The organism is Erwinia tracheiphila, from assembly GCF_021365465.1.
In the GTDB taxonomy this organism is placed as follows: Bacteria; Pseudomonadota; Gammaproteobacteria; order Enterobacterales; family Enterobacteriaceae; genus Erwinia; species Erwinia tracheiphila.
In genome coordinates this window covers 2,386,492-2,409,234 of the sequence record NZ_CP089932.1, presented here as the reverse complement: position 1 = coordinate 2,409,234, position 22,743 = coordinate 2,386,492, and the positions used below count along the sequence as shown (strand labels likewise).

General features: G+C 49.4%; 13 protein-coding genes and 14 pseudogenes. 9 read left to right on the top strand and 18 right to left on the bottom strand.

What is annotated here, in order from left to right; all coding sequences use genetic code 11:
• Positions 1 to 1,195: 1,195 nt before the first annotated feature.
• Positions 1,196 to 2,746: a YdgA family protein gene (locus tag LU633_RS12730; RefSeq protein WP_233485091.1), complete on the top strand. Its 1,551-nt coding sequence runs from the start codon at positions 1,196 to 1,198 to the stop codon at positions 2,744 to 2,746.
• 414 nt (positions 2,747 to 3,160) lie between these two features.
• Here the strand turns inward: LU633_RS12730 and LU633_RS25770 are convergent, their stop codons facing one another.
• Both LU633_RS25770 and LU633_RS12725 read right to left on the bottom strand, forming a co-directional pair.
• Complete coding sequence (locus LU633_RS25770) at positions 3,161 to 3,286, bottom strand: hypothetical protein (RefSeq protein ID WP_267921519.1); 126 nt, start codon at positions 3,284 to 3,286, stop codon at positions 3,161 to 3,163.
• A 215-nt stretch (positions 3,287 to 3,501) separates the two neighbouring features.
• Positions 3,502 to 3,696, bottom strand: a pseudogene (locus LU633_RS12725) (RHS repeat-associated core domain-containing protein); the annotation flags it as partial.
• Positions 3,697 to 3,956: 260 nt separating this feature from the next.
• Here LU633_RS12725 and add point away from each other — a divergent pair.
• Together add and LU633_RS12715 are read left to right on the top strand one after the other, a co-directional pair.
• Positions 3,957 to 4,925, top strand: a pseudogene (add, locus tag LU633_RS12720) (adenosine deaminase).
• A 629-nt stretch (positions 4,926 to 5,554) separates the two neighbouring features.
• A complete protein-coding gene (locus LU633_RS12715) occupies positions 5,555 to 5,845 on the top strand; it encodes a pentapeptide repeat-containing protein (RefSeq protein WP_016192607.1) in 291 nt (96 codons plus the stop codon).
• Between the two features lie 198 nt (positions 5,846 to 6,043).
• On the opposite strand, the pseudogene LU633_RS12710 reads toward LU633_RS12715, so the two are convergent.
• Positions 6,044 to 6,448: pseudogene (locus LU633_RS12710) on the bottom strand (IS481 family transposase); the annotation flags it as partial.
• Here LU633_RS12710 and LU633_RS26210 point away from each other — a divergent pair.
• A pseudogene (locus LU633_RS26210) lies at positions 6,347 to 6,849 on the top strand (hypothetical protein). The pseudogenes LU633_RS12710 and LU633_RS26210 sit on opposite strands and share 102 nt — an antisense overlap.
• 254 nt (positions 6,850 to 7,103) lie before the next feature.
• Here LU633_RS26210 and LU633_RS12700 read toward each other — a convergent pair.
• Both LU633_RS12700 and LU633_RS12695 read right to left on the bottom strand, forming a co-directional pair.
• On the bottom strand, positions 7,104 to 8,060 hold the full coding sequence (locus LU633_RS12700; RefSeq protein ID WP_016192604.1) for an ABC transporter substrate-binding protein: 957 nt from the start codon (positions 8,058 to 8,060) through the stop codon (positions 7,104 to 7,106).
• A gap of 429 nt (positions 8,061 to 8,489) precedes the next feature.
• Positions 8,490 to 8,906, bottom strand: coding sequence for a cupin domain-containing protein (locus tag LU633_RS12695; protein WP_016192603.1), 417 nt, complete (start codon positions 8,904 to 8,906; stop codon positions 8,490 to 8,492).
• Positions 8,907 to 9,361: 455 nt separating this feature from the next.
• Between LU633_RS12695 and LU633_RS12690 the strand changes: the two are divergent.
• From LU633_RS12690 to LU633_RS12680, 3 genes and pseudogenes are all read left to right on the top strand, one after another.
• Positions 9,362 to 9,982, top strand: a pseudogene (locus LU633_RS12690) (IS256 family transposase); the annotation flags it as partial.
• 102 nt (positions 9,983 to 10,084) lie between these two features.
• Entirely contained in the window at positions 10,085 to 11,125 is a 1,041-nt protein-coding gene (locus LU633_RS12685; protein ID WP_046371797.1) for an IS481 family transposase, read from the top strand.
• A 56-nt stretch (positions 11,126 to 11,181) separates the two neighbouring features.
• A pseudogene (locus tag LU633_RS12680) lies at positions 11,182 to 11,475 on the top strand (transposase); the annotation flags it as partial.
• Positions 11,476 to 11,620: 145 nt separating this feature from the next.
• On the opposite strand, the pseudogene LU633_RS12675 reads toward LU633_RS12680, so the two are convergent.
• A pseudogene (locus LU633_RS12675) lies at positions 11,621 to 12,658 on the bottom strand (IS481 family transposase).
• A 100-nt stretch (positions 12,659 to 12,758) separates the two neighbouring features.
• Here LU633_RS12675 and LU633_RS12670 point away from each other — a divergent pair.
• A pseudogene (locus LU633_RS12670) lies at positions 12,759 to 13,052 on the top strand (transposase); the annotation flags it as partial.
• 46 nt (positions 13,053 to 13,098) lie between these two features.
• Here the strand turns inward: LU633_RS12670 and LU633_RS12665 are convergent.
• From LU633_RS12665 to LU633_RS12635, 7 genes and pseudogenes are all read right to left on the bottom strand, one after another.
• Complete coding sequence (locus tag LU633_RS12665; RefSeq protein WP_016192602.1) at positions 13,099 to 13,488, bottom strand: Mor transcription activator family protein; 390 nt, start codon at positions 13,486 to 13,488, stop codon at positions 13,099 to 13,101.
• Positions 13,485 to 13,913, bottom strand: coding sequence for a gp16 family protein (locus LU633_RS12660; protein WP_040465802.1), 429 nt, complete (start codon positions 13,911 to 13,913; stop codon positions 13,485 to 13,487). Before LU633_RS12660 ends, LU633_RS12665 begins: the two co-directional genes overlap by 4 nt.
• Positions 13,903 to 14,104, bottom strand: a pseudogene (locus tag LU633_RS12655) (hypothetical protein). The gene LU633_RS12660 and the pseudogene LU633_RS12655 overlap by 11 nt, the downstream one beginning before the upstream one ends.
• Positions 14,097 to 14,750, bottom strand: a pseudogene (locus LU633_RS12650) (DUF7168 domain-containing protein). Before LU633_RS12650 ends, LU633_RS12655 begins: the two co-directional pseudogenes overlap by 8 nt.
• Complete coding sequence (locus tag LU633_RS12645) at positions 14,737 to 15,000, bottom strand: nucleoside triphosphate pyrophosphohydrolase family protein (protein ID WP_016192600.1); 264 nt, start codon at positions 14,998 to 15,000, stop codon at positions 14,737 to 14,739. Before LU633_RS12645 ends, LU633_RS12650 begins: the two are co-directional and overlap by 14 nt.
• The gene (locus tag LU633_RS12640) at positions 14,997 to 15,185 is read right to left on the bottom strand and encodes a hypothetical protein (protein WP_016192599.1); all 189 of its coding nucleotides are present in this window, start codon (positions 15,183 to 15,185) and stop codon (positions 14,997 to 14,999) included. Before LU633_RS12640 ends, LU633_RS12645 begins: the two co-directional genes overlap by 4 nt.
• A gap of 77 nt (positions 15,186 to 15,262) precedes the next feature.
• Positions 15,263 to 15,670 (bottom strand): annotated as a pseudogene (locus tag LU633_RS12635) (DUF3164 family protein); the annotation flags it as partial.
• Positions 15,671 to 15,710: 40 nt separating this feature from the next.
• Between LU633_RS12635 and LU633_RS12630 the strand changes: the two are divergent.
• A pseudogene (locus LU633_RS12630) lies at positions 15,711 to 16,551 on the top strand (LysR family transcriptional regulator).
• 238 nt (positions 16,552 to 16,789) lie between these two features.
• Here the strand turns inward: LU633_RS12630 and LU633_RS12625 are convergent.
• From LU633_RS12625 to eptB, 5 genes and pseudogenes are all read right to left on the bottom strand, one after another.
• Positions 16,790 to 17,486, bottom strand: a pseudogene (locus tag LU633_RS12625) (carbonic anhydrase family protein).
• A 528-nt stretch (positions 17,487 to 18,014) separates the two neighbouring features.
• A protein-coding gene (locus tag LU633_RS12620; RefSeq protein ID WP_233481913.1) for an IS1 family transposase occupies positions 18,015 to 18,712 on the bottom strand; the annotation gives its coding sequence in 2 pieces (ribosomal slippage) (positions 18,015 to 18,463 and positions 18,463 to 18,712; 699 coding nt in all).
• Between the two features lie 404 nt (positions 18,713 to 19,116).
• Positions 19,117 to 19,493, bottom strand: a pseudogene (locus LU633_RS12615) (helix-turn-helix domain-containing protein); the annotation flags it as partial.
• Positions 19,494 to 19,685: 192 nt separating this feature from the next.
• Positions 19,686 to 20,882, bottom strand: coding sequence for an enoyl-ACP reductase FabV (fabV, locus tag LU633_RS12610; protein ID WP_016192590.1), 1,197 nt, complete (start codon positions 20,880 to 20,882; stop codon positions 19,686 to 19,688).
• Between the two features lie 183 nt (positions 20,883 to 21,065).
• Complete coding sequence (eptB, locus tag LU633_RS12605; protein ID WP_016192589.1) at positions 21,066 to 22,724, bottom strand: kdo(2)-lipid A phosphoethanolamine 7''-transferase; 1,659 nt, start codon at positions 22,722 to 22,724, stop codon at positions 21,066 to 21,068.
• Positions 22,725 to 22,743: the final 19 nt, after the last annotated feature.

Sequence of the window (22,743 nt, the reverse complement as noted above, 5' to 3'; positions counted from 1 at the left end):
GAACGGCAGAGCCGTGACGCTCGCCCTGTAAGGGCGCTATGTTCACCGTCCGATTGTATCGCGGCTATCTGCTTAAATAACCGCGGCCGTCACCGAATTAATAATGCGTTGTTGTGTAAAATTAATTCATAACGAAATTATATACAGGACAACCATCCTGTCCTGACTACATGCCGCATAAAATTATTGCTGATCCTCTCGCGGGAATACGAGGCATTAAATAACTGTTCAGAATACCGCTACACCTGAACAAGCTTATTAGAAATCAACCTGTTTGGTCTGCTGAATATAAGGCCATGGTATGCCTGCATTCCCTGCCAGTCATGAGCAGCGCCTGACCTGGCAAGGCCGGATACGAAGTGAAGCACAATCAGGAACGCTTATTTAGTAAAGCGATTTTGATAAATGACACTTTCTGTTGAAAGCGTTAAGCAACGACGGTTTTCTGGGCGCGGGTTAGCGGGAAAATGCAGCCAGAATGCCAACTTCTGAGTTTAGCGAAAAGCACACTGGTCAGTTTTTTATCATGATGCGCAGCGCTATTGGTGTAAATATCTGCAGGCCTGAGCAACCCTGCCACTGACAGGTAATGTGGCTGGTACCCGCCTTTTTGTCGCCTGTTAAAAAAGACCCTGCACGAGGAAATCACCTTTTTTCCATTGTCGGTAACGGATTTTGCTCTTTTAAGGGACAATCTGTACGAGACTGCCTGAACAACATGTCGCTATTATCATGTGTACTGATGGGCAGGCATATAATGCGCAACAACCGGCAACAGCTAACGCTCGTGCCGGTTAAATTATGTTATGTTTCCTCGGGCAACTTACCCGACATGATCTGTTGAAAGGTGCTCACGGCCTGCCCGGAGATTGCGGCTGACGTAAATAGCCACAATTGCTATTATCAATCAGGTTATTATGCTTGCTGTTCCGCCAGAGGGTGATACGGCCCCTCCTTGTGGAGGAAAGAAACCATTTTGGTCATTTTGCATGCCCGTTTATTCGGCGTCGATGTTAAAAAAAATGCAGAATACTTCTGCATCTCATTTTTACCGTACAGGGACGCACAAAGACTTATTCAGAGAGGGACAGGGATAACGTCTGAAACATGAGTATGGCGTTTTTGCTTCGTGAAATATGATCGGCGGTTTTCCTGCTCCGGTATACGCGACTTTTAATAAAGGATAACGTTACAGATGAAAAAAACGAAAATAGCGATTGGCGTAGTGATTGCGCTTGGGGTGGTATGGACGGGTACCGCATGGTACACCGGCAAACAGTTAGAACAAAATATGGGACAGGTGATTCAGGATGCGAATGCACGCATCAACGAAATAGTGCCGGAGGGTCGCCTGCATCTAAGCTATCAGGATTACCAGCGTGGCGTGTTCAGTAGCCGTTTACGTGCCGTGCTACAGTCCAGTTCCCAGACAGAAGATAACAGCCTGATCAAACCCGGACAGAGCATCGTACTGGAAGAAAAAATTGACCATGGTCCCTTTCCCTTTGCACAGCTGAAGAAATTTAATCTGATCCCTGCGATGGCTTCCGTGCACAGTCAGCTGGAAAATACCGATGCGGTAAAAAAGCTTTTTGAAATTACCAAAGAGCGGTCGATTGCGCAGATAGAAACGCGTGTAGGCTATGATGGTGGCACCCACTCAGACATCACGCTGCTCCCGATTGATTATAATAATCCTCAGACCAGCGAACGTTTTGCCTCCAGCGGCGGCACCATTAACATCAGGGCCGACAGCCAGGGGAACAAAGTTGATTTCAGCGGCAAACTCGACAGTGTGACACTTACCTTAAAAAACCAGTTCGATATCCCGGTCGTCTTTACCGGTAACGGACTTGATATCAAAGCCGACACGCGACTCAGTCCGGAAGGCGTGCGCATTGGCGAACAAAGTATCACGCTGAGAAATCTGGCGGCCACAGTAAGCGATATTCGCGCATTTGATATGCAAGGGATCAACGGCAGCTCTTCTTTTAACGCTCAAAATAGTTTGATCTCCGGTATGATCAACTATTCCGTAAACTCTCTCAACGTACAGGATCAGAATTTTGGCCAGGGCAAACTGGTTTTGAAGCTGGCTAAATTCGATGCTAATGCGATGAAAGCTTTTTCAGAAAACTACAATCGTCAGACTCAGGCATTAATGACGGATCCGACATTAAGAAACGATCCCATTCTCTATCAACAGCGCGCCAGTCAGGTATTCAGTGCCAACTTGCCGCTGCTGCTGAAGGGTAATCCCCATGTGGACATTGCGCCGCTCAGTTGGAAAAATGCCAGGGGTGAGAGCAGTTTGAATCTGGCCGTACAGTTTAAGGATCCGGCAACCGGCCCTGCCCGGCCGCAAAATACCACTGAGGCGGTAAATAAATTCCTCAAAACACTGGACGGTAAATTGTCTGTCTCCATGGATATGGCCACCGAACTGATGACACATGTGGCACTGGCTGAGGGGCATCAAAAAGATGAAGCGGCCAAACTGGCAGATCAGCAGGTTAAAGGCATCGCTGCAATGGGGCAGATGTTCCGACTGGCCACGCAGAAGGACAATAACATTACCACCACACTGCAATATGCTGACGACCAGGTAACAATGAACGGTGAAAAAATGACGCCTGACCAGTTCTTCGCCCGCTATATGCTGGGTGGCGTTACTCCAGGGCAAGCACCAGCACCAGCACCAGCACCAGCACCAGCACCAGCACCAGCACCAGCACCAGCACAATAGACCATACCGTTGACAGATTTTAAACTTATCAGGGCGCAACGTTTGCGCCTTTTTTATTGCCAATGAAAATCACATCCTGTATACCTGCCATCACCCTGTTTTGGCCCTGCCTTAATCTCGTTCGATTTAAATCTGACAGCATAAATAGGGGAGTCAGTACATCACAGTGCTGCCCGGTCAACGCCATCTTCTGCTGAGGTTAACAGGATGCCTCGTCCCGCCGACAAGGGCATAAACAGGTTCAGGCTATAATTCAATTTACCGAAGGGGTAAAGACTTCCCTGATATTGAGGCCCTCGCTTTGCGGTCTGCACGAAGCGACTTTGACGGAAAGCCAACCGGGTAACTGTTATCGGACTGATGACCGCCTGGACGGACACCTCTGAGAGAAAGCGGTTATCTAAAACCAGAGAATTACTTCAAAGAACTTATTTTAATAGTATTGACAGAGATATTTTTTCTTTGAAAATGCTTCATTTCTGAGAAGGTAATTGGCAGACAGGAAGCCACTCTTTTTTGCTTTGTAGTTTTTTCTGCCATTAACTTCCTCTTGCTTTCACCAAAATCCATCCTGGTACTTCGGTCTGAGGAGAGTCCAGAATCTGCTTTAACAGCAGGGGTAAATGTCCCTTCTATAAAGGCAATATCGATATTTTCCCGCTGTTGTGCCCAGTCAAGACACAGCTTTGACGTCTTAGGAAAAAAAGTTGTCCGACATTTCCCCTCTCAGACGCTATAGCGTTGACCAGTAGCTAGAGGCTGTCACAAACATAGATTTCAGGCACCACTTTCTGGTTGTGCAATAAACGGGGTTCTTCGGCATCGTTGTTAATTTTCAGCACATTGGCCACCGGATCATACGTATAGCGCAGATCCTGAAGCATCTTCGTACCAGCGGCATATTCTGCAGGGCGTTCCGTTCGGATACCGCTAAGGCGCTGCCTCTCAGTACCGTAAATGTGCGCGGCTCGACAAAATTTTGAGATATTGCATACCAACAGTCAATCAGCTGTATGACCACAGGAGATAAAAAGCGGTTTGTATAAAGTATGTTGTGCTATGCACACTGATTTTGTTTGCTCTTTATACCCACAACAACCGGTTCAAATAACCCGCAGTTAACCCACCGATCGCGCAATGTTCTGGCAGATCAGCCCAGAATGTTTTTATACTCTTATGCACTTTACCGAGAACAACCGGGTGCCTCCGCATGATTGACAGCCAGCTTTCCCTTGCCGATATTCATCGCCATCTTGATGACAACATTCGTGCGCAAACCATTTTAGAACTGGGCCGTCAGTACAAGTTACTCTCCCTGCCAGCACGCTGGAAACACTGCTTCCACATGTTCAGGTCACTGAAAACGAACCGGATCTGGTTAACTTCCTGCACAAACTGGACTTTGGCGTTAACATACCGGGTTCTCTGGATGTATTCCACCGCGTGTCGCTGGAAAGCCTTGAGGACGCCGCCCTCACGGGAATTCACTACACAGAACCGCGGTTTTCCCCCAGCTATATGGCGATGGCTCATCATCTGCCGATAGCGGGCGTGGTTGAAGCGGTCATTGATGGCATCCGTGCTGGCTGCCAGCAGCATGATATTGATGTGCGTCTGACTGGCATTATGAGCCGCACCTTTGGTGAAGAAGCCTGCCTGCGTAGGCTGGAAGCACTGCTGGCGCACCGTGACGGCATCACCGCGCTGGATCTGGCTGGTGATGAGCGGGGTTTTCCGGGAAGCCAGTTTCTCAGCCACTTCAACCACGGGTGAGATGCAGGTTCCCGTATTACCGTCCATGCTGCGGAAGCAGCCAGGCCGGACAGCGTCTGGCCGCCGCTCCGCAAGCTGGGTGCCGAACGCATTGGTCATGGCGTAAATGCGGTTGAAGATCCGGCGCTGATGGACTTCCTGCCTGATCTCTAATATTCAGACCAGCACTGTCGCCTCTCTCGCCTACCACCCGCCTGCAGCCTTCCTCAATCACGGCATCCTCGCCACCATTAATACCAGCGATCCGGCGATTCAAGGCATCGAACTGGCGCATGAATATCAGGTCGTGACCCCGGCTGCGGGATTCTGCCGGGCTCAGATCCACACAGTACAGGACAACGGACTGAAAATTGCTTTTCTGAGCGAAAAAGAAAAGCAGGCAATCCGCGCCAAAGTAGCGGGCTGATATAAATTCCAGATGGCACCATTCTGCGAGACACAATCATCCACACGCAGATGAAAGCAATACGGATAGTCATCACTGCCACACAGCAACGTAAAAAACTGCCGCCTGCGCGGCAGTTTTTTTGTGCAGCAGAATAACGAAGCTGAGGCCATGAAGCTGAGGCCATAGTGAATAAACCCATAAATCCACGATTGCTTAAAAATATTCTTCGTGTAGTGTTTCAAATCAAAACAGGTTTTTTAATACCGAACAGACATTGTTTTTTATTAACCATCATAGTAAACTCGTTTATCGGAGAATAAAAATAAATTAACATTATATTTCACCATCTATCATGCAAGCATGTTAATGAAATTAATTTTCTGATTACAATTTAAATCAGCAAATGGTCATATAGCGTTAATTCGAAAGTAATTTTATAGACAACTTATATTACTGAGAAGCCTCCTGCGCTCAGGACATTTCCTCTGTAATAGTGCAGTCGTTACTAAACATAACAGTTAATTTTAAAATCATTTTTTACCAATCCTGTTCAGGAAGAAAATGTTAAAAATTAAAATACCCAAACACTAACAACATAACATATTTATTTCTCTATAAAAACATCTGGCAAACTATATCCATGCATTATGGAAAGTGCAAATTTGTTTGGGGCAAACCTCGCAAGAGCAAACCTTTCAGGTGCAGAACTTGCTGAGGCAAACCTGGCAGGCGCAGACCTTGCTGGAGCAAACCTTCAAGATGCTAACTTAACAAGAGCAAAGTTTAGCGATGCCAATTTGCGCGATGCGATTCTTTTTAATGTCTGTATGACAGAAGCAGACCTTTCAGATGCAAATCTAATCGGTGCTGATCTTTTCAATGTGGATCTGACCAGGGTAAATCTGTCAAATACCAGGCTAACAGAGACTGACCAGTGAAAAGTGCGATAAGTTTCTCGCCATAAATCCGCAAACCAGCGTTAGTGCGTGCAAGATGGGGCACTGACAAGATAGCCTGAAAACGTTTGCCGTAACTGAGGTCGGATCACACTGCCTTAGCAAAAGCAGCAAATGTTGAGTGTACCCGCTCAGACCTGATCTGACCGTTACCGGTTATTTATACAGGTGTCTGTCAGATTACATCTGGTTCAGCTCCTTTTCTGCCCGGACCCGTTTTCCATCAGGTAACCTGGCCACTGGCGTACACCCACAGCACATTTTCCCCTGATGAGTTCACTCATTATTGTCATGCCACAACCCGTTGTCCGGATCCATTTGCAGGCTCTCCAGGTCTGTATATCGCTTCTTGCGGAACGTAACCTGATAAGATTCCTGCAAAATGGTTTTATGGACGCACTAGCAGATATCGTCCGTCTGCGGTGACATCGCCTTCGTTTTCGTATGGTCGATATCGTTGATGGCCGGGCAGAGCTGATAATCATGTTGCTCTGTTTTACCGCAGTACTCTGTGCTCCTGTCGGTCAGTCTTCTCAGCATCGGCAGCCCCTGAGCCTCACACGGCAGTACCCGATCATTAAGCACACACTGATTGACGTCCAGTATCTGGGGATCGGCGGTAAAGCAGACCCGGCAAGATTGATTTTCTCCACGCCAGCGTCATCGATATGGGGGATCGTTTCCGGCTGCTGGTCAATGTGGTCGATGCGATTGAGCAACCAGGGGCATTGCCCAAACTGCCGGTGGCCCGTGCGCTGTGGAAGGCACAGCCCTCGGCTGGCAACCGCATCGGAAAGCTGGATATTGGCAGGCGGCGCATATCGTCCGTGTTCAGCCAGGCGCTGACCACGGACGATATGCGTCGGTACGGTGAGATGCACGTCATTGAGGTTCTGGTGATTGACGATACGACCACGCTGCACGGTTTTAGAGATGCACTGCGCTGGAACGACGCCTTTTGTCGGCTCAATCAGCGCGGTGGCTGACGGTGCCTGGCATTGCCTGCCATGCGAGCGGGCAATTCTGTGAACCCTGTTGACCAACGCAGCAGGGTTGTCGTCCGGTGCCACCTGCTATAACGCCGTGTCTGAAAGCCACCCCGCATGAAAAGCCCATCAGACTTCCGGTCAGCAATCTTATAGCCTGGCACATCGTCAGGCCACGCTGTCAGTCAGCACGCGGGGCAGCGTCTCCAGACAGCGGTGACATACGTATGTTAAATTGCCAGGGGGTCAACAGGTCAGTAACCCATTCCCGATCGGCGGTTTAGCTGGAACTGAGCATCGGCAGGCAAATCAAGGCGTGAATCAGTCTTAATGATTCTGGCGGGTTGCGTGCCGTCTTTTTTGAATTTCTCCAGCGCATCAAAAGCTGGCCCAGCCATATTGGTGGTCAGTTCAACGGTAGCATTAGCTTCCCCTGCCAGCATTGCCCGATAGATATCCGGTACGCCGTCAATGGAACCGATAAGGATATCTTTGCCTGGCGTCAGCCCTGCTTCTTTTATCGCTTCAATGGCGCCCAGTGCCATATCATCGTTATGCGCAAACACCATACAGATATTTTTGCCGTTATTTTCTGCGTGAATAAAACGCGCCATCACCGCTTTACCGCCGCTTCGGGTATAGTCGCCGGATTCACTTCGAATAATCCTGAGATGAGGTGCGGAGGCAATAGCATCGGCAAAACCTTTCTGGCGATCAGTCACCGCACTGGCACCTGCCGTACCCTGCAATTCCACCACATTACAGGGCTTGCCAGACCGCGTTTTCTCCAGCCAGTCGCCTATCAGCTTGCCTTCGTAGACGTTATCAGCGGTTACCAGAGACAGATAAAGGGATTTATCCTGAACCACAACGGGACGCCCAAGCAGAAAAACCGGAATCCTGGCTTTTTTGGCCTGCGTCAGTACGCCGTCCCAGCCGGATTGCCCAACAGGCGCGATAAATATCGCATCAACGTGTTGAGTGATAAAGGAACGCACCGCATTGATCTGGTTTTCCTGCTTCTGCTGCGCGTCATCTATTTTTAACCTGATGCCCCGCCTGCTGGCCTGAATACTGGCTTCACGGGTTTCTGCCGCCCGCCAGCCAGACTCCGAACCAACCTGAGCAAACCCTACTGTGAGGGGCACTGCGCGGGCGCTGGTGTTCATGCCTGCAAAAACAAAGAGAAGTAACAGCGAACGCTTCCACATGGTTCGTATTCCTTTGATGGAATGTTATTCCGGGTAAACCGATAACTGACGAAATAAGACAGTCTGAACGGACCAGCAGATCATTGAGGTTGGCACGCTGCGCGCCCACACGAAGCAAAAGCAATAATAGCAGATGACGTTAAAAAAATGTAACAGGAAAACACCCTTAACAATGGCTGGGTAATGCGAAATCCATCAATTTTCCATATTTTTCCGTCGCTCAAACGCTGACGATAGTTCAGCGCTTTATTCAATCAGTGCAGAATTGATTCCCTCTCCAGGCATAACGCGCACCCAATCAAGCCCGGAGAGGACACCGTTTGTTATTAATCACGACGCTTATCTATTTCATTATTCTGAGGACCCAGTCCCACAACAGATAAAAAGCTGTTGTGGGCTGATTAAGCTAACGTTCCCGTTGCTTTTCACTCAACCACCAGCCAGTACATCCCTGTCCAGCATCGGCAGCATTACAACGCTTTCCGGGTCACAGGCATCGGTTCGGGAAATCACCACCGTCGCCTGGGTATCGGTGTTGTTATAAGGAAGATGCGGCAGATTAGCCGGGATATACAAAAAGCTGCCTTCCGGCACCTCCAGATCATGCTGTAAATTTTCACCATAGCGAACGCGGGTCGTGCCTTTTAGCGCGTAGATAGACGTTTCATGATGCTCATGCTTGTGCGCCCGCGCCTGAGAATGCGGCGGGATCAGCGCCAGTTGCATATGAATTCCCTGGGCACCGGTGGTATGGCGCGAGATTCCCTGCTGATAAATCAGCCCCTGTACCCCTTCAGCTACGGGTTGCGGGGTAACTAAACGGCATTCGACTTGATTTTTTTCCACGTCAGCGGCTCCAGGTTAAATTGCCTGCAGATTTTTTAACACAAATCTTACAAAAAAAGCCACAACAGAGCGGATTTGAAAGCACATTGAGCAGTTGGGACAACGATGAGAGCACAAATTCAGCGAAGCAGGACATGGGTTACTGCGAAAAATGTGAGCATTTTTTTCAGATTATCTTCAGGTAAGCGCACTCGGCTCTGCCAGCCAGATAAAGGGATCTTCGACCGATGCTACATCATTGCATAACTGAACCTAAGCAGATGAAAATCTGCATTTCTCTGACACAACTCGCTGGTTACTACAAACGTGCACCCTGTTGAATAGATTGGCACACGGATACCTGACTGCCCATGATAAGGATTAAGCCTGATGCAAAGCCGTCTCTCACACGCGTCGCGCTACGATGCAAAGATAATTAAACACTGAAGACGCCACAAATGAGCGATTGTGAGTGCTCTTCGAAAACGCTGCTGTGCGACGACGGTGAAATCGGGCTAAACACGCCGCGCGACCGGGAAAATACCTTTGAACCTCAGCTGATTAAGAAGAATCAGACGCGTATCACGCAGATGGACAGCCAGATTTTATCCTTGTATGCCAAAGGCATGACCACGCGGGAAATCGTCGATACTCCCATTGTTTATCTGGACTGTATTGTTGTTAAGGTTCGTCAGAATGGCAGCGTGATTAACAAAGCGGTGTTCCTGGCGCCGGGCATCAATACCGAAGGCCGGAAAGAGCTTCCGGGGATGTGGCTGGCTGAAAATGAAGGTGCAAAGTTCTGGCTGAACGTGCTGACGCAACTTAAAAATCGCGGCCTTCAGGACATCCTGATTGCCTGCGTGGATGGCCTGAAGGGCTTCCCGGATGCGATAAACAGCGTCTATCCGCAGACTCACATCCAGCTGTGCATCATCCACATGGTGCGTAACCGCCTGAAATACGTGGCGTGGAAGGACTACAAAGCGGTCACGGGCGGGCTGAAAACCGTTTATCAGGCACCAACAGAAGCGGCCGCACGGATGGCGCTGGATGCGTTCGCCGAAGAATGGGATGACAAATATCCACAAATCAGCTGTATTAGTCGCGACTTGATCTGACACTGGACCTTGAAAGGTTGAGAGTTACCGGTTTTGATATGGGTGTCTAATCCTTAAACAAAACGCGAGGTAACTCTCATGCTTCATACTAACAATCCCATCATCAAACACAAAGCCGGCCTGCTCAATCTCGCCGAAGAACTCGGTAACGTATCAAAAGCCTGCAAGATCATGGGCGTGTCACGCGACACGTTTTACCGTTATCAGGAACTGGCTGCTGAAGGCGGCATCGATGCGCTGATTAACCAGAACCGCCGCGTCCCCAACCTGAAGAACCGCGCCGACGAAGCCACTGAACGCGCTGTTGTTGAATATGCCGTTGAGTTCCCGGCCCACGGGCAACACCGGACCAGTAATGAGCTGCGTAAAAAAGGCGTGTTTATCTCCGGTAGCGGCGTGCGCTCCATCTGGCAACGGCACGACCTGGAGAACTTCCGTAAACGCCTGAAGGCACTTGAGGAAAAGGTCGCCAGAGAAGGCATCGTGCTTACCGACGCTCAAATCGCAGCGCTGGAGAAGAAGGCCCACGATGACGAGGCCAGCGGAGAAATCGAAACTGCTCACCCGGGTTATCTCGGGTCGCAGGACACCTTCTACGTGGGCAATCTGAAAGGTGTGGGTCGTATCTACCAGCAGACGTTCGTGGATACGTACTCGAAAGTGGCACACTGCAAGCTGTATACGAGTAAAACGCCGATCACCGCCGCAGACCTGCTCAATGATCGCGTACTGCCGTTCTACGAGGCTCAGGGACTGCCGATGCTGAGGATCCTGACCGACAGGGGAACGGAGTACTGTGGTAAGGTGGAGCAGCATGATTACCAGCTGTATCTGGCCATCAACGATATCGACCATACAAAAACGAAGGCGATGTCTCCGCAGACGAACGGCATCTGCGAGCGCTTCCATAAAACTATTTTGCAGGATTTTTATCAGGTTACGTTCCGTAAGAAGTTATACGAAGACCTGGAGAGCCTGCAAACGGATCTGGACAACTGGTTGTGGCATTACAATAATGAGCGAACTCATCAGGGAAAAATGTGCTGCGGGCGTACGCCAATGGCCACGTTACTTGATGGTAAACGAGTCTGGGCAGAAAAAAATCTGAACCAGATGTAATCTGACAGACACCTGTATAAATAACCGGTAACTGTCAGATCAGGTCTGAGCTAGTACAAATCAGCAAAAGCTGGCGTGCGCACGGGGAAAACCTCAATACGTTCTTCGGCTATCCGTCTGACATCCGAAAAGCTATCTACACCACGAATGCCATTGAGTCGCTGAACAGCGTGATCCGTGCCGCCATTAAGAAACGCAAGGTATTCCCGACGGATGACTCAGTGCGAAAGGTTATTTACCTGGCAATCCAGTCGGCATCGAAAAAATGGAATATGCCGGTCCAGATCTGTCGGCTGGCGATGAGCCGCTTTATTATTGAGTTCGGTGGCCGCCTGAGCCTTCACCTTTGACGTGGTGGCAGTTACACAGAATTATTTACAGGGTCGTCCTGTGGTGTGAATCAGTCATACAACCAGCGGCCAGCTCTGGCGTTAAACTGTACTAGCTCAGGCCTGATCTGACAGTTACCGGTTATTTATACAGGTGTCTGTCAGATTACATCCGGTTCAGATCCTTTTCTGCCCAGACCCGTTTTCCATCAAGTAACGTGGCCATTGGCGTTCGCCCGCAGCACATTTTTCCCTGATGAGTTCGCTCATTATTGTCATGCCACAACCCGTTGTCCAGATCTGCCTGCAGGCTCTCCAGGTCCCCATATCACTTCTTGCGGAACGTAACCTGATAAAAATCCTGCAAAATCGTTTTATGGAAGCGCTCGCAGATGCCGTTGGTCTGTGGGGACATCGCCTTTGTTTTCGTATGGTCGATATCGTTGATGGCCAGATACAACTGGTAATCATGCGGCTCCACCTTACCACAGTACTCCGTTCCCCTGTCGGTCAGTATTCTCAGCATCGGCAGCCCCTGAGCCTCACAGAACGGCAGTACCCGATCATTTAGCAGGTCGGCGGCAGTGATCGGCGTTTTACTCGTATACCGCTTGCAGTGTGCCACTTTCGGGTACGTATCCACGAACGTCTGCGGGCAGATACGGCCCCCCTTTCAGATTGCCAGCACAGAAGGTGTCCTGCGACCCGGGATAACCCGGATGAGCCGTCTCGATTTCGCCGCTGGCCTCATCATCATGCGCCTTTTTCTCCAGCGCGGCGATTGGGGCATCGGTAAGCACGATGGCTTCTCTGGCGAGCTTTTCCTCTGGTGCCTTCAGGCGTTTACGGAAGTTCTCCAGGTCGTGTCGTTGCCAGATGGCGCGCACGCCGCTGCCGGAGGTAAACACGCTTTTTTACGCAGCTCATCACTGGTCCGGTGCTGCCCGGGGGCCGGGAACTCAACGGCATATTCAACAACCGCGCGTTCAGTGGCTTCGTCGGCGCGGTTCTTCAGGTTGGGAACCCGGCGGTTCTGGTTAACCAGTGCATCGATGCCACCTTCAGCAGCCAGTTCCTGATAACGGTAAAACGTGTCGCGCGACACGCCCATAATCTTGCAGGCTTTTGATACGTTACCAAGTTCTTCGGCGAGATTGAGCAGGCCGGCTTTGTGTTTGATGATGGGATTGTGAGTATGCAGCATGAGAGTTAACTCGCGTTTTGTTTAAGGATTAGACACCCATATCAAAACCGGTAACCCCCAACCTTGCAGGGTCCGGTGTCAGATCACGTCGCGACGAATACAAATCAGCAAAAGCTGGCGTGCGCACGGGGAAAACCTCAATACGTTCTTCGGCTATCCGTCTGACATCCGAAAAGCTATCTACACCACGAATGCCATTGAGTCGCTGAACAGCGTGATCCGTGCCGCCATTAAGAAACGCAAGGTATTCCCGACGGATGACTCAGTGCGAAAGGTTATTTACCTGGCAATCCAGTCGGCATCGAAAAAATGGAGTATGCCGATCCAGAACTGTCGGCTGGCGATGAGCCGCTTTATTATTGAGTTCGGTGACCGCCTGAGCGTTCACCTTTGACGTGGTGGCAGTTACACAGAATTATTTACAGGGTCGATTGCAGATATTACTCCTTTTTCCCCGTATCTGCATTGGGTTCACCATCAAACAGCTTACCCTGCATCCGATCCAGTTCTTTTTTTCTGACCCGTTTAACGATGCTGTAGACCCAATGCAGCGAAACACCAAATTTGCGGGCTAGTTCGTGATGGTTACGCCCGTCAAACTCGTGGAAGATTTCCCGGTCGCACTGGCTGACCTTCCAGACCATCCCCATCGGGAAATAGACGTTCTGCCCACCCCAGACCTGCATCATGCGGTTCGCGACAGCCTGACCAATCTGGTCGGCAACTGCGGGTTCGATATCAATAATCTCGCGGACGGTCTCAGAAGTGTGCTGTGCCAGTTCCACCAACAGTTCCGGCCCTTTACTACGAAACTGATTCAGGTCGCTCATTGTTTCACTCCCGCAACTCTGCGCTGCCACTTCTTCAGTTTCTCAATAACGCTACTTCCCTGCTCATTGCTAAGCCAGCGTAACGCGCTGATGCCCGTTTCCCGTTTAACCCACAGTGCCAGCGCCTGCTCTGAACAGTCACGGACGACGCCTGCCGCAGCCATTTCAAGCCATAGTGCACGGATTTTCTTTGACTGCGGATAGCTATCCAGCGGTAAGCTGGACCTGGCTTTCCCGGCAGGCGTAATGCGAAAGCCTTTCTTTTTCATGGATTCCCGCGCGCGGTTTAGCTGTGGGGTATCCATCCCTTTAGTTGAGGCTTTGCCGGTCAGACCCTGTAGCATCTGGCGGTAGGTGTCCTCATCCATCTGGAGATCGCTGCGGGCAATATGAATAAGTTGAATAAGACGCTGTTTAGTCATCATCGCCACTCCGTTTACCTGCGCCAACGATATAATCGACGCGCGACAGGCCAGCACAGGAACATAACGGCCCAACTGATCCAGTGTCCGGCACCGCTGTAATGTGAGTAAAACTCTGAACGGCGGTGCAGTTCAGCAGTACACCACCCCACGAGACCATACCAGAACAGGGCACATACAATAGATTCAGCCACTCCCCAGCTTCCGCTGTTCCTGCCCGCCGACGGGCTGATGCAGGCGGACGTTTTCCCCTTCCCTGTAACCGATGTAGCGGGACATGCCTGCGTCAAGTGATTTCCCGGCTCCACGGCCCGTTGTTGTGCCTGAGTCAGGGTATTTTTGTTCAAGCCAGAGGCTTGCCAGCTCCCGTTCTTCGCGGGACATAGCAAATAAATGAATCTCACTGCGCACAGCCAGCACCCAGCCTTCGGCAAATTTGTCACCACGGCTGGTCCTGGTCGTGCTTTTAATTCTTTTATTCTGCTGGCGGATATAGTTTTTACGGGCCACGATTAATTATCTGGCCAGTACTTCCCATGTATATGAGGCCAGTTCAATCCGGTCTTTATTACCGTAAAAACCAACGCTGGGTTTAAAGCCGGAGTGAATAATAGACTTAACGCCAAATGTCACCTGGATAATATCCAGCAGACCCAGCATGTAACACGGCGGATTAACGCTACCTGCAGCCCAGTAGTTACTGACGCTTTCATCAATATCACTGAGTGCGAGGTCAGCCTGGGTGATGTTATAGGCCTGCATCAGTTTCTGGGCGCGTTGCAGGGCCAGCGCCAGCAGCTTTTTTAACTTTTCTAGCAGCTTTTCATTATCCTGCGACATAAGTCACCCCCAGACGTTCCAGCTTTTTCTGCTTATGAAAGTCAATCATCAGGCCCATCCCGTTGAGGCGGAACTGTTCAATCATGATTTCAACATCAGCCAGCTCACCAGCCAGATCAACTTCATTGCCCAGTCCGTTCATGTTGCGGGCGGCTTCCTCCATCAGTTTCAGCGCCTGTACTTCAGGGCCAAAGGTTTTCAGGACCAGATTGTAGATCGTCGAACGGTTATATAATTTCATGCCTTTCATTGTTTTGCCTCGCAGGGGATGAACTCAATGGCAGGGACTTCCGTGTAGTAGTGCTGGCTGCAGTGCGGGCATACCAGCGTGATGAGAACGGCTGGCACATGGTATTTGCCAGAGTTAATGACGCTGGCGTCGCTGAACTTCAGAGTGGTGATACCTTTCTGGCAGTTAATACATTTGATGGGCATAATTATTCCTCAATACTGTTTTCGGCGTGCGGAAGCCCACGGCGCTGACGCCGAAATAAAAAGAAATTGATATAAAATTAAATGGCAGCGATATCTAACGGAATATTAATCAGCTTTCCGTGTTTATCTTTCTCCCGGAAATTAATATAGGTTTTGGACATTGCCACCTGCAGTGATTCCGATATGGCCTCCATTGCCCGGTTCCAGCACTCATCCTGAATCTTGACGCGGCGCAGGGACAGGATTCGCCCGGTATTGAGCTGCCCCTCTTTGTCCACCTGGAAAGCATCGCTAATGATGGCCCGCTGGTTGGCGTTCGCGCCTTCCGACCACTCGGTGGCACACTCGTCAATCAGGTCTTTGGCAATCTGCAGCTCTGGCCCGAACGTCAGGGTTTCCTGCACGCGGATGGTGATCTGCTGAGCACCGCCGCGCGTTCTGCCGTACTTCTCGGCCACAAGGTCAAGCCAGGCATAGCACTCGTCCAATAATAATGAAAATGATCTGCTCAAAATGAGAATAACTATGGACTTGACTCAGCTTGAAATTTTCCGCGTTATCGCCGAACAGGGTAGCGTTACGGCGGCGGCAGAGCGGCTTCACCGTGTGCCATCGAATATTTCTACCCGGCTTCGTCAGCTTGAGGAAGAGTTGGACACCAAGCTGTTTACCCGCGAGAAACTTCGACTACACATTACTGATGCCGGAAAAACCCTTCTGGATTATGCCTGCCGTATTCTGGTGCTTACCGAAGAGGCACGGCAGCGTGTTTCTGACCAGCAACCGGCGGGGATCTTCACACTTGGTGCGATTGAAAGCGCCGCAGCTGTCCATCTGCCGCCACTGATCACCCGCTATCATCAGACATGGTCGGACGTGGAGCTGGACCTGTCCACCGGACCATCAGGGGATATGATAGACGGATTGTTGGCCGGTTCTTATAGTGCGATCTTTATTGACGGGCCGCCTAAGCCCCCGCGGCTGGAAGGCGTGTCGGTTTTCCCTGAGGAAATGGTCATTATCTCCGCACTTAGCCATCAGCCGGTCACCAGTGCAAAAGTGATTTCAGGTGCGACAGTGTACGCTTTCCGGGCCAATTGCTCTTATCGGAGGTTGTTCGAGAACTGGTTCGCACGGGTCGGTTCGGCACCGGGCAAAATATTCGAACGGCATTGTTGCCTGCGTCAGCGCCGGAGCTGGATTGGCGATGATCCCGCTAAGTATGCCCGGCAGAGACAGCGTTCAGGCATGGCCCGTCGCTGAACAAATGGGAAAGATTTCTATCTGGCTGGTATGGCGTAAGGGTTACGCGTCGGCCAATTTACAGGCAATGATAAACTTGCTTGAAAGCGACGTGTCAAGATGAATTAATCCTCTCAGAAGAATATAAAATAAATCGCCGACCCGGAAAGGGGTCGGCGATGGTGCAGATAATAACGAAGTCATTCCCTTTACCACGTTATTAACGATGTGTCGCTACATACAAATAACTCGCCTCAGATATGGGGTTGACAGGGAATGGCAGGTTTGATTTAACTACCTGCTAGCGATTGCTCTCTAGCGTCCGCTTATGCCGGCCACTAAAGAAATTCCAGTCGGCCACCCTAAAGGTGATACATTGTGCCGACTATTTTAACTTTTCCATCTTTTTCAAGTTTATTCAGAATCGCGTTTTTATTTCTGATATTATCCATTGTCAGTTGCACATTGGTCCGGGCAACGGCATCGATATATTTATAGCCATTGACATCTTTCTCACCAGAAAAGTTTGTTTTTTCAATTGCTGGTTTTATTTTTTCTAACAGGGAAGTCAGATTACCTAATTTTGCATCCGAGGCAGCACCTTTGATGGCACCACATTTAGTATGCCCCATCACCAATTTAGCGCCAGAAAGCGAACAGGAAAATTCCGGACTTCCCATGATATCATCATTCTCAATATTCCCGGCCAGGCGGCAGTTAAACAGCTCACCGATGCCCGTATCGATGAGCTGTTTCAGCGGGCGTTCTGGAATCAATGCAGCCCAGGATCACTGCAACGGGATACTGGCCGCCGGTACTGATTCGCTTCTGAGTCTGAGAGAGAAAGTCATGTTCAGGCTTTTCACATTTCCGGAAACGATCATTACCGCTTTTAATCATTTCAATCACTTCGGCAGGAGAAAGCTCATCGCGCTCTTGTTTACTGAACAGTTCAGACCTCGCCTCTGCAGAAAAAGGAAGCCCCGTGAGCAAACTGGTGGCAATGACTGTTGAAAAAAGCGTGGCTTTCTTAATGAAGAGTCTTCTTTCAGACTCCATGAACACCTCATGTTGATTAAGTTAATAATGATGAGCACAATAAAGTTGAATAATGTAACTCACCGGACAGCCTGCTTCCTTATTGACTGTGAGGATATATTATTAATCCTTGCCCGAAGATGTACAGCTGCGCGTGTGAAAGCATAATGTTAGTTCAAATCATAGTTCAGGGGAATTAAAAATCAGGGAAAAATTATATTTTTTCATCTTTTTTATTTGTTAATTTTATCAACAGGAAAACACCGTATTAATACATGGCACAGAATTATAATAATGAGTGGTTTGTATCAGGAGTAAAAAACAACATAATCAGAAAAAAGAAACTTGGTGATAGTTTTTTTCTGCAAGAACATGCATGCCATAATTAATTATAAAAGCAAACCCTTAATATGAAAAAACCAATCAAGATAGGAAATATTTTGTTTCATTTCCATGTGCAAAATATTTTTAAAGATATAAACACCACCACAAGAAAAATTAAGACTCTGTCCCAAAAGGCGTTATCGTATAATGGGTCGTGACGCAAATTTATTGATAATGATGAAGAGTAAGATACCAACCGATGATCTTATCGTGCATTTCCTCTGACTTCGAAAAGCAAATTGTTCTGCGGGTCAGTCGTTTGATATGTGTGCGAAGATTAAGATTATGCCGTTCTGTCCGTTGGGTATATTTCTTGCTCACCACGTGGCCTGTTGCACTTAACAGAACTTTATAAACCGGCCAGGCATCTGTCATATAAAAGGCAAGGTTAAATTTGCTTAACAGGGCCAGCAATCGTCGCAGGGTCGGGGCATTTCTCGGGCCGAAGACGTGGGCCAGAGCACGTTTGCGGATACGGTCATAAGCATAGAACAACCACCGGGGATTGCTTTTACACCGCACGTAAGACCATTGTTCACCGGCTTCACAGCAGATAACAACCTCCGTTTCGGGGTCGATATTCTCAGCTACCTGCTTTGGCGAAATTTTTTTACGTGCCGCAGAACCGTATTGAGGCTGATGCCGAGAACCCGTGCGGTATCGCGACATCCGGAATCATTCATGGCCATATTAACAATGGTCTGGTGTGTGTCTGGTTTGGCACCGGAGTAGCTAAAGTTGAGCAGAAAGGTCTTTGAACAATGCTTGCAGATGTAACGTTGGGCGCCGGATGCTGAATGTCCGTTACATCGTACAGCATGAGTTTCATTGCACTGAGGGCAGACGACATCAACTTTAGCCATATGTTACATCCAAAGCGCAAAGCATACGTAATCAGCAAGTCTGCGTCACGACCTTATAATGCATCATGGTAATATCTGAGGGCAAAGTATGGCAGGCAGTAAATGGCATGGGTCAGCTGCTGTGCAAATAGCCGTGTTGATTTTTTCATTCTCCTGGCCCCAAAAGATGCTTCATCTCCTGTTTATCAGAATTAACAATAACCTGCATAAGGATGAAGTTATTATTACTATTCACAAATGGACCTGATCTTATTTTAAATCGCCCTGCCAGTATTCATAAAAGATTAACCCCAAAAATGACGGTACAAAATTTCAATCAACGTATGGATACATAATCAAAACGCAACTGCATGATGTGGCGAAAGCAAAGATATATCGTGGTGGTAAAAGCGTTGCAGGTGGGCGATCCCCTTCATGCGGTTACGGAAGTTCTCCAGGTCATGTCGTTGCCAGATGGCACGCACAGCGCTGCCGGAGATAAACACGCCTTTTTTACGCAGCTCATCACTGGTCCGGTGCTGACCGGGGGCCGGGAACTCAACGGCGTACTCAACAACCGCCCGTTTAGTGGTTTCGTCGGGGCAGTTTTTCAGGTTGTGCCCCGACGGTTTTGATCAACCAGCGCGTCAATGCCACCTTCTTCAGCCAGCTCCTGGTAGCGGTATAAGGTGTCACGTGACACGCCCATGCTCTTGCAGGCTGTTGAGACGTTACCGGGTTCTTCGGCCAGATTGAGCAGGCCGGCTTTGTGTTTGATGATGGGATTGTGAGTATGAAGCATGAGAGTAACCTTGTGTTTTGTATAAGGATTCGACACCCATATCAAAACCGGTAACTCTCAATCTTTCAGGGTCCGGTATCAGATCACGTCGCGACTAATACAGATAAAAACTGTTCGTCATCGTGCGGTGCCTGTCGTTTGCAGGTGACGAACAGCTGGCCGTCGTCCATTTATTCACGAAAGCGATAAAGATTACATCTGGACCAGATTGTTGATCTTCACATCTGCATTGACGTCTGCGTCGTAATCAACCCCCTCAAGGCCGAAGCCAAACAGATGCATGAACTCTTTTTTATAACCTGCGAAATCGGTCAGCTCATTGAGATTTTCGTTGGTGACGGTCGGCCACAACCGCACGACTTCGTCCTGAACCTCTGGCTCAAGCTCTTTGTAATCAGCACGCAGGCGACCAACGTCATCGACGATCGGCGAAGCACCATATAAACTGTCTTTGAACAGGCCATAGACCTGTTCAATACAGCCTTCGTGAGTGCCTTTTTCTTTCATTACTTTGAAAAGCAGTGACAGATAAAGTGGCATGACCGGGATAGCGGAGCTAGCTTGGGTCACCACCGCTTTCAGTACCGACACACGGGCATCGCCAGCGATTTCCGCCAGCGACTCACGAATGCTCAGTACGCGCTTATCGAGGTCTTTCTTGGCCTCGCCAATCGAACCGTTCCAATAAATATCATGGGTAATCTGCTCACCCAAGTAGGTAAAGGCGGTGGTTTTTGCACCGTCGACCAGCACACCCGCTGATTTAAGGGCATCAATCCACATCTGCCAGTCTTCGCCGCCCATTACCGCCACTGTACCCGCAATCTCTTCTTCTGAAGCAGGCTCAAGCGTGATGTCGGTAATGGTTTCTTTATCGGTGTTTAAGCCGCGGGTAACCAACGTTTTGCCTACTGGCTTAAGGGTAGAATTGAACACTTCACCCGTGACAGGATGGATGCGTCGCGGGGCCGCCAGGCTGTATACGACCAGGTCGACCTGTCCCAGATCTTGTTTAATCAGCTCAATGGTCTTTTCTTTGACTTCATTGGAGTAGGCATCACCATTGATACTGGTCGCATACAGACCTTTTGCCCGCGCCGCGGCTTCAAATGCAGCAGAATTATACCAGCCAGCGGTTGCCGGCTTGCTTTCTTCGCCAGGGCGCTCGAAAAACACACCCAGAGTAGCGGCGTCACAGCCAAACGCGGCAGAAATACGCGCCGCAAGGCCATAACCAGTTGAAGCGCCAATCACCAGAACTTTTTTCGGACCACCGCTAATCTGACCGTGGCGGGCAACGTAATCGATTTGTTTCTCAACATTGGCTTTGCAACCCGCCGGATGGGCAGTAACACAGATAAAGCCACGGATGCGTGGTTTAATAATCATCTCGACCTCAATGGAAGCTGTCTTGGTAAATTCGGCAAACAGAATACCTGCTTGTCACGACGGAGGCAAAGATGACAGTCGCTTAATGCCTCAAGTCAGCCTGTTTTGCTCTCTGTTCACCCATGATGATCGCCTCTTGCGCACGGTGAAATCCGCCAGCTTGCTGTAACGTACCCGCCGTTTTTATTTGCTAACGTGACACCAGCTACGCAGCGGATTTATGCCGCCATCAGGTGAGGTAAAACCGCTACAGCCCAGGATGCTGTCAAACAACTTTTCATGGAATACCGGCGTTTTATTCTTTGCCAGGGTTTGCAGCTGGTTGAATGCCGCCGCGTTCTCTGGCTGCTGCAAAAATTTATCCGAGGCCCACACCATAATTGGTATCGATCTTTGTTCGACGGGTGCCTGATTGCGCGGCGTACCGTGAAAATGCGTGTTTTCTGAGATTGATTCGCCATGATCGGAGGCATAAAATACAATGGCATTACGATCTCTGAGCTGATTAAACACTTGCTCAAGCATATAATCAGTGTAAAGCAGGCTGTTATCGTAGGCGTTAATCATCTCCTCGGCTGAACAGCTGTTGTCAATACCTTTGCACTCAGGCTGATAACGGGCAAATTCACGCGGATAGCGTTCGGTATACAGGTAATGCGAACCTTTGGTATGCAGCACGACCAGATGTTTTCCCTGCGGATGGCGGTCCAACGAGTCCTTCAGTTCGCTGACCAGCGCCATATCGTCAATGGGTTTACCCACGTTGCGCTTCTCAGACTGAATGGTTTCACGCAGCGCGTAGTCATCGGCCATCACTTTGTTGTAAAACCAGGCCTCGCTCTGCATGGAAAACAGCTCAGAAGAGAAGCCCTTTTTTTTCATCACCGAGAAAACATTCATCTCTTTCAGTGTACGCTCAGGCGCTTCGGAGGCACCGCCTTCACGAACAAACATACAGCGTAATGACAGCTTGGTGGAAGTATCGCAGGAGTACCCCTGCAGTGCTGCAAGATGCGGTTCTTTATCAAGGTAAGGCGTATTATCGCGACTGTACCCGTAAACGCCCATATGGTCGCGTCGTGCGCTTTCACCAATCACGAAAACGACGTAAAGATCGTTAACATCTTTCGGTGGGGTATAGGTAAAATGAGCTGCGGGGTCAAAAAGATGCCGGTTGTCTTCGGCCTGACTCCAGTTACTGTAAGCAAGGAGACCCATGCCGGAGAGCCAGTTTGACGGAGAATAACTTCCGGCAACCACGCCGCCATAGCTGGCCATCATCCGGTTATGCTGCTTATCAAGATCCTGCTGGTGATTACCCATCACTTCCAGCGGCAGCCAGCAGCAGAGTCCTGCCATAATCATCACCCCACCACGGCAAAGAAATGCAAGACGATTTCGGCGATGAAGGGCTGCCTCAGGTAATGGTGTCAGCCAGAGCATCAGCAACGGTAACAGGCTGACAAGGATGAACCAAAGCGTAAAATTCCAACCAACGGACTCTTTTGATAAATCCAGGCTGTCAGTGGCCATCGCTGCAGCGATGATGCCGTAACCGATATTAATATTGAAAAAAATCATGTAATAACTGGCCGTTATGGAGATAAGCACCAGTAGTGTGAGTAAAACGCGAAATAGCAAGCGGCCAGTTAAGGAGACCAGGAGAGTGATAAAAAGGACCAGCGAAAAGGCGGCAACCACTTCAATGGCCGTTGACAGTACAGCATCGTAGCGTAACTGGAGAAAACGGCGAAAAAAGATCGGCAGATTTAAAAGAATTCCGACGTAAAAGGCGATAAAACAACAAACCCGATACTGGGTCAGAAAATGCAGTTTTTTCATCTGAGTCTTCGTTGTTATT

Coding starts and splice junctions, on each gene's coding strand:
- LU633_RS12640 (WP_016192599.1), bottom strand. CDS start 15,185: ATGCCCATCAAATGTATTAACTGCCAGAAAGGTATCACCACTCTGAAG.
- LU633_RS12645 (WP_016192600.1), bottom strand. CDS start 15,000: ATGAAAGGCATGAAATTATATAACCGTTCGACGATCTACAATCTGGTC.
- LU633_RS12700 (WP_016192604.1), bottom strand. CDS start 8,060: ATGTGGAAGCGTTCGCTGTTACTTCTCTTTGTTTTTGCAGGCATGAAC.
- fabV (WP_016192590.1), bottom strand. CDS start 20,882: ATGATTATTAAACCACGCATCCGTGGCTTTATCTGTGTTACTGCCCAT.
- LU633_RS12715 (WP_016192607.1), top strand. CDS start 5,555: ATGGAAAGTGCAAATTTGTTTGGGGCAAACCTCGCAAGAGCAAACCTT.
- LU633_RS12730 (WP_233485091.1), top strand. CDS start 1,196: ATGAAAAAAACGAAAATAGCGATTGGCGTAGTGATTGCGCTTGGGGTG.
- LU633_RS12665 (WP_016192602.1), bottom strand. CDS start 13,488: ATGAGCGACCTGAATCAGTTTCGTAGTAAAGGGCCGGAACTGTTGGTG.
- LU633_RS12660 (WP_040465802.1), bottom strand. CDS start 13,913: ATGATGACTAAACAGCGTCTTATTCAACTTATTCATATTGCCCGCAGC.
- LU633_RS25770 (WP_267921519.1), bottom strand. CDS start 3,286: ATGGCAGAAAAAACTACAAAGCAAAAAAGAGTGGCTTCCTGTCTGCCA.
- eptB (WP_016192589.1), bottom strand. CDS start 22,724: ATGAAAAAACTGCATTTTCTGACCCAGTATCGGGTTTGTTGTTTTATC.
- LU633_RS12685 (WP_046371797.1), top strand. CDS start 10,085: ATGCTTCATACTAACAATCCCATCATCAAACACAAAGCCGGCCTGCTC.